Source organism: Dactylosporangium sp. NPDC049742 (assembly GCF_040674675.1).
GTDB lineage: Bacteria > Actinomycetota > Actinomycetes > Mycobacteriales > Micromonosporaceae > Dactylosporangium > Dactylosporangium maewongense.
This window is the reverse complement of sequence record NZ_JBFANF010000051.1, coordinates 267-11,391: the sequence shown is the minus strand read 5'-3', so window position 1 is coordinate 11,391 and position 11,125 is coordinate 267. Positions and strand designations below refer to the sequence as shown.

The 11,125-nt window shown below is 74.2% G+C and carries 11 protein-coding genes; 9 read left to right on the top strand and 2 right to left on the bottom strand.

The genetic code is table 11. The annotated features are described in order from the left end of the window. The first annotated feature begins 26 nt into the window (after positions 1-26). From narJ to AB0J72_RS42335, 6 genes are all read left to right on the top strand, one after another. The gene (gene narJ / locus AB0J72_RS42360; RefSeq protein WP_363410137.1) at positions 27-638 is read left to right on the top strand and encodes a nitrate reductase molybdenum cofactor assembly chaperone; all 612 of its coding nucleotides are present in this window, start codon (positions 27-29) and stop codon (positions 636-638) included. Then, complete coding sequence (gene narI / locus AB0J72_RS42355) at positions 635-1,393, top strand: respiratory nitrate reductase subunit gamma (RefSeq protein WP_363410134.1); 759 nt, start codon at positions 635-637, stop codon at positions 1,391-1,393. Before narJ ends, narI begins: the two co-directional genes overlap by 4 nt. 76 nt (positions 1,394-1,469) lie before the next feature. Further along, positions 1,470-2,714 carry an MFS transporter gene (locus AB0J72_RS42350; protein WP_363410131.1) on the top strand — a complete coding sequence of 415 codons (1,245 nt, stop codon included), beginning with the start codon at positions 1,470-1,472 and terminating at the stop codon, positions 2,712-2,714. Positions 2,715-2,726: 12 nt separating this feature from the next. Next, positions 2,727-3,059, top strand: a complete 333-nt coding sequence (locus AB0J72_RS42345; protein WP_363410128.1) for a LuxR family transcriptional regulator — start codon at positions 2,727-2,729, stop codon at positions 3,057-3,059. A gap of 58 nt (positions 3,060-3,117) precedes the next feature. Continuing rightward, a complete protein-coding gene (locus tag AB0J72_RS42340) occupies positions 3,118-3,669 on the top strand; it encodes a SigE family RNA polymerase sigma factor (RefSeq protein WP_363410125.1) in 552 nt (183 codons plus the stop codon). Further along, positions 3,656-4,804, top strand: coding sequence for a hypothetical protein (locus AB0J72_RS42335; protein ID WP_363410122.1), 1,149 nt, complete (start codon positions 3,656-3,658; stop codon positions 4,802-4,804). Before AB0J72_RS42340 ends, AB0J72_RS42335 begins: the two co-directional genes overlap by 14 nt. Here the strand turns inward: AB0J72_RS42335 and AB0J72_RS42330 are convergent. Together AB0J72_RS42330 and AB0J72_RS42325 are read right to left on the bottom strand one after the other, a co-directional pair. Continuing rightward, entirely contained in the window at positions 4,767-5,267 is a 501-nt protein-coding gene (locus AB0J72_RS42330) for a hemerythrin domain-containing protein (protein ID WP_363410119.1), read from the bottom strand. The genes AB0J72_RS42335 and AB0J72_RS42330 overlap by 38 nt on opposite strands. A gap of 42 nt (positions 5,268-5,309) precedes the next feature. Then, complete coding sequence (locus AB0J72_RS42325) at positions 5,310-6,521, bottom strand: HDOD domain-containing protein (protein ID WP_363410116.1); 1,212 nt, start codon at positions 6,519-6,521, stop codon at positions 5,310-5,312. A 218-nt stretch (positions 6,522-6,739) separates the two neighbouring features. Between AB0J72_RS42325 and AB0J72_RS42320 the strand changes: the two genes are divergently transcribed. Genes AB0J72_RS42320 through adhE form a run of 3 tightly spaced genes read left to right on the top strand, consistent with a single transcriptional unit; the run spans position 6,740 to position 10,999 of the window. Further along, complete coding sequence (locus AB0J72_RS42320) at positions 6,740-7,426, top strand: CBS domain-containing protein (RefSeq protein ID WP_363410113.1); 687 nt, start codon at positions 6,740-6,742, stop codon at positions 7,424-7,426. Between the two features lie 5 nt (positions 7,427-7,431). Further along, positions 7,432-8,289, top strand: coding sequence for a universal stress protein (locus tag AB0J72_RS42315; RefSeq protein ID WP_363410110.1), 858 nt, complete (start codon positions 7,432-7,434; stop codon positions 8,287-8,289). A gap of 10 nt (positions 8,290-8,299) precedes the next feature. Beyond that, positions 8,300-10,999 (top strand): bifunctional acetaldehyde-CoA/alcohol dehydrogenase, encoded by a 2,700-nt coding sequence (gene adhE / locus AB0J72_RS42310; protein WP_363410107.1) that lies wholly within the window; start codon positions 8,300-8,302, stop codon positions 10,997-10,999. Positions 11,000-11,125: the final 126 nt, after the last annotated feature.

The following is an 11,125-nucleotide window of genomic DNA, read 5'->3' as shown; positions in this document are numbered from 1 at the left end:
CGCCGGAGCGCAGCGGAGGTGGCGGCATGACCGCATGGCGTCCCGTCGCGGCCCGCGCGGCGTCGCTGCTGCTGCGCTACCCCGACGTATCCGTGTTGGCGGCGGTACCGACGATCGCCGCCGCTCTGGACGGACTCCCACCCGCGGTCGCCGCGCCACTGCGACGCGTCGCCGACCACCGGGCCTCGACCGATCCGGGCCGGCTCGCCGCCGAGTACGTGGAGCTGTTCGACTTCCGGCGCCGCTGCTGCCTGCACCTGACGTACTACACCTGCGGCGACACCCGTCGGCGCGGCGAGGCCCTGGTCCTGTTCGCAGGCGGCTACAAGGCCGCCGGCCTGGAGCTGGTCGACGGGGAGCTGCCCGACTACCTGCCCGCAGTCCTCGACCTCGCCGCCGCGTCCGACGACCACGGCTGGCGGCTGCTGCGGGAGAACCGGATCGGCCTCGACCTGCTGAGCGGGGCCCTCGACGGCTCCGTGTACAGGCACGCGATCGAGGCGGTCCGCGCGATGCTGCCACCGGCCCAGCCCGGTGACCTCGCCGCCGCCGTCCGGCTCGCCCGCACCGGCCCGCCCGTCGAGCAGGTCGGCCTCGAACCGTTCGGACTCGTCGACACCACCGGAGGCCGCCGATGAACGTCCTGCTCTGGGTCGTGTACCCATACGTCGCCGTCGCGATCCTCGTCGGCGGCCTGATCTGGCGCTACCGCTACGACAAGTTCGGCTGGACGACCCGCTCGTCGCAGCTGTACGAGACCGCAGTCCTGCGCTGGGGCAGCCCGCTGTTCCACTTCGGCGTCCTGATGGTCCTCGTCGGGCACGTCGGCGGTCTGGTGGTGCCGAAGGCGTGGACGGAGGCGGTCGGGATCACCGAGCACGCCTACCACCTGTCGGCCGTGTTCATCGGTACCGTCGCCGGCCTCTGCACCCTGATCGGCATGGCGATCCTCATCGCCCGCCGCCGGCTCACCGGGCCGGTCTTCGCCGCCACCACGAAGAACGACAAGGGCATGTACCTGGTGCTCGCCGCCGTCATCGTCCTCGGCCTGCTCGCGACCGTGAAGGCGAACATCGCCGGCGACGGCTACGACTACCGCGAGACGATCTCCCCCTGGTTCCGGTCGCTGTTCGTCTTCCAGCCCGACCCGGACCTCATGGCGGGCGTGCCGACGTCGTTCCAGGTCCACATCATCATGGCGTTCGCGCTGTTCGCGTTCTGGCCCTTCACCCGGCTGGTGCACGCGTTCAGCGCCCCCGTCGGCTACCTCACCCGCCCCTACGTGGTGTACCGCAGCCGCGACGCCAGGCCCGGGCTGCGCCCCGCCCGCCCCGGCTGGGAAGGCCCGCCGAAGCTGCCCACCACCGACGACGCTTCCGCCCGCCGGCGGTAACGCCCGGCCCCGCCCGCCACCAACGACGCTCCCGCCGCCGGCGGCAACGCCGGCCCGACCACAGCCGAGGTGTGAGATGCCGAGAACCGGCAGACCCGTCACCAGGAAGGCCGCCCCACCGGCGCCGGCACCCGCGGCGCCGGCGGTGACCGGGCCGGGCGCCGGGCGGAACCTGATCCTGGCGACGATCGGGTTCACCGTGAACTTCTGGGCCTGGGCACTGCTCGGCCCGCTCGGGCCCGGCGTCAAGGAGCGCCTCGGGCTGAGCTTCGCCGCCCAGTCGCTGCTCGTCGCCGTGCCCGTCGTCGTCGGCTCGCTCGGCCGCATCCCGGTCGGCGCCCTCACCGACCGGTACGGCGCGCGCGTCATGTTCCCGCTCGTCAGCCTCGCCACCATCGTGCCCGTGCTGACCCTGACCGTCGTGTCGTCCTACCCGGCGCTCATCGTCACCGGGTTCTTCCTCGGCCTCGGCGGCACCACCTTCGCCGTCGGCGTCCCGCTCGTCTCCGGCTGGTACCCGCCGGCCCGCAAGGGCTTCGCGCTCGGCGTGTTCGGCATCGGCATGGGCGGCACCGCCATCTCCAACTTCAGCACCGTCAAGCTCGCCGACGCCTACGGCGAGGACACCCCGTTCCTCATCGTCGCCGCCGCCCTCGCCGTCTACGCGGTGCTCGCGTTCCTGCTCATCCGCGACGCCCCCGGCCGGCAGCGACCGGCCGGGTCGGCGGTCTCCCGCGTCCTCGACGTGAGCCGGCTCGGCGTCACGTGGCAGCTGTGCTTCCTGTACGCCGTCGGGTTCGGCGGGTTCGTCGCCTTCAGCGTGTACCTACCCGCCTACCTGAAGACCGCCTACGGGCTCACCGCCAACGACGCGGCCCTGCGCACCGCCGGGTTCGTCGTCCTCGCCGTCGTCGCCAGGCCCACCGGCGGGTGGCTGTCCGACCGGTTCCACCCCGTCCCGGTCCTCGTCTGGTGCTTCACCGGCACCGCGTTCTTCGCCGTCGTCCAGGCCTTCCAGCCGTCGCTGGTGCCGGTCGCCACGATCGCGTTCCTCGGCATGGCCGCCCTGCTCGGCGCGGCCAGCGGCGCCGTCTTCGCCCTCGTCGGCAAGGTGGCGCCCGCTGACAAGGTCGGCGCCGTCACCGGCGTGGTCGGCGCGGCCGGCGGCCTCGGCGGGTTCGTCCCGCCGCTGGTCATGGGCTGGGTGTACGGGGTGGAAGGCTCCTACGCCATCGGCCTGATGCTGCTGTCGGACGTCGCCCTCGCCGCCGCCGTCTACACCGCCGTCAAGATGAGCACCCTGGCCCGCCGTACCACCTGAAAGGGAATCCGCATGTCCCCGTCATCGCTCCCCGGGCTCGCCGAACAGCACCTGGCGACCGCCCGCACCGCCTCCAGCGGCCGCAGCGCCCAGACCCTGTACGGCGGTCACGACAGCACGCTGCACCAGACGCTCATCGCCCTGGCCGCCGGCCGCAAGCTCGACGAGCACGAGAACCCCGGCGAGGCGACCCTGCACGTGCTGCACGGCCGGGTCCGGCTCGCCACCGCCACCGACGCCACCGACGCCGCCGCCGGCGACCTGCTCGCCATCCCGGACGCCCGGCACACCCTCGAGGCCCTCGACGACGCCGCCGTCCTGCTCACCGTCGCCAAGCCGCACTGAGCCACCCGGCTGTCAACCGCCGGCGCCGGCCATCCGGTTTACTCGGCGGGAGGGCCGGATGACGCGAACACCCGCACCACCGGAAGGCTTCGCCGAGTTCGTGGCGACGCGGTCGCACGTGCTGCTGCGGGCGGCGTGGCTGCTGACCGGCGACGCCGGGCGGGCCGAGGACCTCCTGCAGACGGCGCTCGCGCGCAGCTGGCAGCACTGGGACAGGATCGCGGTCGGCGGCAGCCCCGAGGCGTACGTGCGGCGGGTCCTCTACACCACCTACTCCAGCTGGTGGCAGCGGCGCTGGCGCGGCGAGCTGCCGAGCGCGGCGCCGCCGGAGCGGGCCAGCGGCGAGGACGTCGCCGCCGAGTCGGCCGGGCGGGACGGGGTGCGGCGCGCGCTCGCCCGGCTCACCGGCCGGCAGCGGGCCGTGGTCGTGCTGCGCTACGTGGAGGACCGCACCGTCGCGGAGACGGCGGAGCTGCTGGGCTGCACCGAGGGCACGGTGAAGACCCTGGCCTTCCGGGCGCTGCGGGCCCTGCGCGAGGACGATGCGGTGCGGGCGCTGCTCATCGACGAGGGAATCGACGGGGGAGTGGGCCACCATGACGCGTCCTGACGGCGACGGCCGGGCCATCGGCCGGCTCCTCGACGGTCTCGTGCCGGAGCTCGCGACGCCGCCGGGCCGGCTCGCGGCGGTCGGCCGGAAGGTGCGGCGCCGGCGGCGGCTCACCGGTGTGCTGGCCGCGGTGGCCGTGGCCGCCGTGCTGATCGGCGGGGCGGCCGCCGTCGCCACCGCCAGGCCCGGTCCCACCGTGCCGGCCGGCCCGGACACGCGAGCGACGGGTCTGCCTGGCCGGCCCGGCGCCGGGGACTGCCCGGCGGCGCCGCCGGCACGGTTCGGCGGGGGCAACGGGGACCTGCCGTCCAGCGCGGCCGGCGACCTCGCCCGGGCCGGCGCGGTCCGTGCCGTGTTCTGCCGATACATCGAGGTCCCGGAGCTGCACGTGCGGCGGCCCGGCCCGCCGCGGCGGCTCGTGCTGACCCGCGACGTCGGCGGCCTGGTCACCGCGCTGAACGCCCTCCCGACCACGGACATCGACCCGTGCTTCACCGTCGGCCTTGGCGGCGGGTACCTCACCCTGGAGTACGGCGACGGCAGCCGCGCGACGGTCGAGTTCGCGGGCGCGTGCGGGTTCGTGCGGCGCGGGGCGGTCACCCGGTATCAGGGCGACCGGGCGGTCGAGGCGTTCGACCGCCGGTTCGTGGCGCAGGAGCTCGCGGCGGCGCGGCCGGGTGACGTGCCCGCCGCGGGCTGCGCGCAGCGGCTCACGACCGGGCCCGCCGACGGCAGGTTCAGCCCGGACCCCGTCGCCGACTTCTGGACCGTCACCTACGGCGACGACCGCCGCTACCTGCCGGCGCCGCTCGCCGCCGTCACCGCCTGCCGGTACGTGCGCGGCGCCGGGGACGCGTGGGACCGCACCCGCCAGGTCACCGACCGGGGCGCCGCCGGCGACGCGGCCGCGGCCGTGAACGCGGCGGCGGGCACGACCGCCGGCGAGATCCCGTACCTGGACTGCTCGGCGCCGCCGGGGACGGTCGACGTCCTCGTGCTGCGCGACGTGCTCGGCGAGACCCGCGAGGTGCGCGTCACCCGCGACGCCTGCCCGGCGGTGACCTTCGACTTCGAGGGCGCCCCGCCGTCGCCGGCCCTCAACGCCGTGCTGGACCGCCTGCTGGGGAGCCCGTAGGGGAGCCGACGCGGGCGCGGACCGCGTCGACGACGTCCCAGTCGGCGCCGCTGAGGCTGATCAGCGCGGCCGGGAACACGCCGTCCTGCTCCTTGAGGATGTGGTCGCGCAGCACGTCGAGGATCCGCACGAACCGGTCGGGCCACGCAGGGTCGGTGGGCGTGCCGGTGGCGGCCTGCCCGAGCACCGCCTCGATCGCGTCGTGCTCCGCCTCCAGGGCGGCGACCTGGTCCGGGAACTCGCCCGCCAGCAGCGGGAACAACCCCTTCTCCTCGACCTCGGTGTGCGGGCCGAGCACCGCGGCGATCCGCCGGGCCAGGTCCGCCATCCCGCCGGTGTCGGCGGCGGCGCGGGCCGCGCGGACCTCGCCGATCAGGTTCACCACCGTGTCGTGCTCGCGGGTCAGCTCGTCGATCGCCGCCAGGGTCTGGCAGCCGCAGTATTCGCACACGCTTCCGAGCATCCGCCCGCTGTCACCCTCCTGAACAGGGACCTTGGTCCCGGATCAGGTGGAGCGGACGGCCTGCGTCGTCCTCGTCGCCCACGCGAGCGCCGCCAGGTGCTTGATGAGGAGGTTGCCGCCGGCGCGGGTGGGGGCGCCCCGCTCGTGGGCGCCGACCGCGGCGAGCACGTCCCCGAGCGGGCCCGCGCCGTGCAGCAGCGCGTCGCGGACCGCCGGGGCCAGGGGCAGCGAACCGGCGAGGGACTCGATCGGCAGGCCCAGCAGGCTCGCGACGGCGTCGAGCAGGCCCGCCGTGAACGCCTCGTCGCCGGCGACGCCGGTGCTCTCCGCGATCAGCCGGCACAGCTGCGCGTGGACGAGGATGTCGGCGGTCTGCTCCTCGCCGGCCTCGGTGAGGTCGCCGACGAGCATCAGCGTCACCCAGTCGCGGATCTGCGCGGTGCCGAGCATGACGACCGCCTCGTGCACCGACGACACCCGGTGCGCGGCGCCGGCCGCGGCGGCGTTGACCGCCTTCAGCATCCGGTAGCTCAGCGCCGGGTCGCCCGACACGATCGACACGACCCGGTCCAGCCCCACGTCGGGCGCCATCAGCAGGCCGAGCAGGTGCACGCAGCGCAGCCGGGAGGCGCTCAGCGTCCGGGCCGACACGACCGCGGGCCGGCTCAGCGCGTACCCCTGGAACAGCTCGAACCCGAGCGCCTTCGCCTCCGCCACGTCCTCGGCGGTCTCCAGCCGCTCCGCGACGAACCGCAGGTGCGGGTGCGCGGCCCGGGCGGCGAGGATCGCCCGGCGCTGCGCGTCCATCGTGCCCAGGAATTCGACCTTCACGTAGGACGCGAGGGCGAAGAGCCGCTCGTGCCCCGACCCGGGGACGAAGTCGTCGAGGGCGATGACGTACCCGCGGCCGACCAGCGCGGCGACGCCCTCGACGAGCCGGTCGTCGACGTCGACGGTCTCGAGCACCTCCAGGACGGCGTGCCCGGGGGCGAACGGCACCGGCAGGTCGCCGAGCAGGAAGTCGGCGGTGAGGTTGATGAAGCAGGGCCGCCCGCCGGCCAGCTCCTCGACGCCGACGGTGGTGAACGCGGCGACCATGACCTGGCTCGTCGCGAACGACCCGCCGTCCGTCGCGGCGCCGGCCCGGGGCCCGTCGCGGAACAGCAGCTCGTACGCCGCGACGTCGCCCTGCCGGTCGTAGATGGCCTGGCGGCCCACGTGGACGTCCGCGACCTCAGGTATGACGTTGGACATGCGATTCCCGATCCGTGTGCGGCAGAACACCCTGCGTCACCGATAGTGACCTGTACTGCTACCGGACGGCGACCGCCGAACGTCCACCAGCGCCGCCGACCGGCGTCCACCGGTCGGGGCCGTGGGCCCGTGACCGGGGGACTTTCGGCCCATGTGCCGGGACCGGACCCGGCAGAGGGTGGAGGGGAGACCACCGTCGTCCGGAAGGGAGCAGGTCGATGTCTGCGCTGCTGGTACGTGATGTGATGAGCACCGGCGTGGTCACCGTCGCACCCGACCTCGGGTACAAGCAGATCGTCGACCTCCTCGTCGAGTTCGGGGTCAGCGCCGTGCCGGTCGTCGACGGCAACCGCCGGGTGCTGGGTGTGGTGTCGGAGGCGGACCTGCTGCACAAGGTGGAGTGGGGCGCCGGCGCACACGCCGGCCTCTTCGAACGCCGCCGGCAGCGCCTGGCGAAGGAGAAGGCCTCCGGCGAGCACGCCGAGGCGCTGATGACGGCACCCGCGGTCACCGTCACCGCGACCGCGACCCTCACCGACGCCGCCCGGCTCATGGAGCTCCGCAACGTCAAGCGGCTCCCCGTCGTCGACGACGCCGGAAACCTGGTCGGCATCGTCTCCCGCCGGGACCTGCTGCGGCGGTACCTGCGGGAGGACGCCGCCATCCGCACCGACGTCATCGAGTCGGTGCTGCGCGGCATCATGTGGATCGACCCGGTCGAGGTCGACGTCGTCGTCGCGGACGGCCACGTGACCCTCGCCGGGAAGATCGACCGGCGCAGCAGCGCCCAGATCGCCGTCCGCCTGATCCGCCGCCTCGACGGCGTCGTCGGCGTCACCGACGACGAGCTCGAGTGGGGCTTCGACGACACGACGGCCCGTCTCGGCCACACGTTCGACGTGTGACCGCCATGCCGACACGGATCAGGGTCGTCGCCGGGTTCGACGGTTCCGCGGACGGCTGGGCGGCGGCCCGCCACGCCGCCGCCGAGGCCGCCGCCGGGCGGGGCGTCGTGCGGCTCGTGCACTCGCAGCTGGACCGGGTCGCGTACGCCGGCCTGCTGCCGCCCGACCTCACCGCCGACGCCCACACGGAGGCGTGGCGGCTGCTCGACACGGTCCGCGACGAGCTGGTGGCGGCCCACCCCGGCGTGCACGTCGAGGCGGCGGTCGTGCAACGGGCGCCGGCCGCCGCGCTGGTACGGGTGGCCCGCTCGGCCGACATCGTCGTGCTCGGCCGGCGCGGGCACGGACGGCCCCCGGCGCGCGGCGGGGCCGGACGGATCCACGTCGGTGCCGTCACCGCGCACGTGATGGCGTACGCCTCGTGCCCCGTCGTGGTCGTGAGCGCCGGCGACACCGGGTGCGGCCCGGTCCTGCTGGGGCTCGACGCGGCCGCGCCGTCGGCGGCGGCGATCCACCACGCGTTCGAGACGGCGCAGCGCCGCGGCACAGGGGTCAGGGTGTGCGCCGTCAGCGAACCTGACGACCCGCGCGACGACGCCGGCACCCGGCTGCTGCTCAGCCGGGCCATCGCCGACCGGCGTGCCGCGCATCCCGACGTCGCCGTCGCGCTGGACGCCCTGCACGGCGTCGACCCCGCCGCCCGCCTGCTCGACGCCGCGAGGGCCGCGTCGCTCGTCGTCGTGGGCGCCGGCGAGGGGACCGGCGCGCTCCTGCGCAACGCGTCGTGCCCCGTCGCCGTCGTCCGCGGGCGGGACCTTGGTCATCCCCGCGCGGGACGTCGGGCACTGGGTGCGACGCCCTGACCGCCGAAGGATGGAGGTGCGGGCCGCGCCGGTCCGCGCCGCCCTCGGGAAGGAAGTGATGACGGTGACCGGGACCCTCGCCCCGCTCGACGTGCCCGTCCTGGCCGTCGAAGGGACAGCACCGGCCGTCGACCGCCTGGTGACCAGGGCGCTGCGGGCGCTCGACGCGTACGCGGCGCTGGGGCAGGAGCAGATCGACCACATCGTCAAGAAGGCCTCCGTCGCGGCGCTGAGCCAGCACGGCCGCCTCGCCGAGCTCGCGATCGAGGAGACCGGGCGCGGCGTGTTCGAGGACAAGGCGGTCAAGAACGTCTTCGCCTCCGAGCACATCGCGCACAGCCTCGCCGGCCTGCGCAGCGTCGGGATCGTGGCCCGGGACGAGATCAACGGCATCGTCGAGATCGCCGAGCCGGTCGGGGTCGTCTGCGCCGTCACGCCCGTCACCAACCCCACGTCGACGACGGTGTTCAAGGCGCTGATCGCGCTGAAGACCCGCAACCCCGTCGTGTTCGCGTTCCACCCCGCCGCCCAGCGGTGCAGCGCCGAGGCCGCCAGGGTGGTCCGCGACGCCGCCGTCGCGGCCGGCGCGCCCCGCGACTGCATCCAGTGGATCGAGGCGCCGTCCATCGAGGCGACCCAGACCCTCATGCAGCACCCCGGGGTGGCCGTCATCCTCGCCACCGGCGGCGGCGCCATGGTCCGCGCGGCGTACTCGGCCGGCAAGCCCGCGCTCGGCGTCGGGCCCGGCAACGTCCCCGCGTACATCGAACGCAGCGCCGACGTGGTGCGGGCCGTGCACGACGTCGTGGTCTCCAAGACCTTCGACAACGGCATGATCTGCGCCTCCGAGCAGGCCGTCATCCTCGACGACGCCATCGCCGAGCAGGCCCTCGCCCAGTTCGAGCGGCTGCACGCGCACGTCGCGACGCCGCAGGAGAAGGAGCTGCTGGAGCGGTTCATCTTCGGTGCCGCCGCCGGCGGCAACTGCGCCGGGGCCAGGCTCAACCCCGACGTGGTGGGCCGCTCCGCGGCGTGGATCGCGGCCGGGGCCGGCTTCGACGTGCCGGCGGACACCTCGGTCATCCTCGTGCCGGTCGGCGGTGTCGGCCCCGACGAGCCGCTGACCCGGGAGAAGCTGTGCCCCGTGCTCGCCGTGCTGCGCGCCGGCTCGACGGAGGAGGGCTTCCGCCTCGCCGAGCAGATGGTCGAGCTCGACGGGCTCGGGCACAGCGCGGTCATCCACACCGCCGGCGCCGCCACCGCGGAGGCCTACGGCCGGCGGGTCAAGGCGGTCAGGATCATCTGGAACTCGCCGTCGTCGCAGGGCGGCATCGGCGACGTCTACAACGCCTTCCTGCCGTCGCTGACGCTCGGCTGCGGCAGCTACGGCCGCAACTCGGTGTCCGGCAACGTCTCGGCGGTGAACCTGCTCAACATCAAGCGGATCGGCCGGCGCACCAACAACCTGCAGTGGTTCAAGGTCCCACCGAAGATCTACTTCGAGCCCAACGCCATCCGGTACCTGTCGGACCTGCCCGACGTCCACCGGGTCACGATCGTCACCGACCCGACGATGACCCGGCTCGGCTACGTCGACCGCATCCGCGGCGTCCTGCAAGGCAGGTCCAACCCGGTCACCGTGCAGATCCTGGACGACGTCGAGCCGGAGCCGACGATGGCGACCGTCGAGAGGGGCGCCGAGCTGATGCGCTCGTTCCGCCCCGACACGATCATCGCGCTCGGCGGCGGCTCGCCGATGGACGCGGCGAAGGTGATGTGGCTGCTGTACGAGAACCCCGGCACCGAGTTCACCGACATGCGGGAGAAGTTCTTCGACATCCGCAAGCGGGCGTTCACGTTCCCGACCCTGGGCCGGCTGGCCCGGCTCGTCTGCGTGCCGACCACGTCCGGCACCGGCGCGGAGATCACCCCGTTCGCCGTCATCACCGACACGAAGACCGGCATGAAGTACCCCCTGGCCGACTACGCGCTCACCCCGAGCGTCGCGATCATCGACCCGGTGCTGACGGCCGACCTGCCGGCGAACGTCACCGCCGACAGCGGCTTCGACTGCCTCACCCACGCCACCGAGGCGTTCGTGTCCGTGTACGCCAACGACTACACCGACGGCCTCGCCCTGCACGCGATCAAGCTGGTGTTCCAGTACCTGCCGGCGGCGGTGCACCAGGGCCGCACCGACGCGACCGCGCGGGAGAAGATGCACAACGCCGGGACGATCGCCGGCATGGCCTTCGGCAACGCGTTCCTCGGCATGGTGCACGCCCTGGCCCACACCCTGGGCGCCACGTTCCACATCGCCCACGGGCGCACCAACGCGATCCTGCTGCCGCACGTCATCCGCCACAACGGCACGGTGCCGGCGAAGCTGACCGCCTGGCCGAAGTACGAGCGGTACGTGGCCCCGGAGCGCTTCCAGCAGATCGCCCAGGCGCTCGGGCTGCCGGCCGGCACCCCCGAGGAGGGCGTGGAGTCCTACGCCGCCGCCGTGGAGCGCCTCCGCGCCGAGGTCGGCATCGAGCCGTCGTTCCAGGCCGCCGGCGTCGACGAGCAGACGTTCCTGGACGCGCTGCCGCAGCAGGCGATGAACGCCTACCTGGACCAGTGCGCCCCGGCGAACCCGCGGATGCCGATGCTGGACGACCTCCGCGACATCATGCGGACCGCCTACTACGGCACCGCACCACGGTGACGGGTCAGGGCCGCGGCCGTGGGGGGGGGGGGGGGGCGGGGGCGCCGGGGTGGAGACGACGGGGAGGCGGCGCGCCGCGAGAGGCTGGGACTGGGCGAGATGCTGGAGGGCAGCGAGACGGAAAAG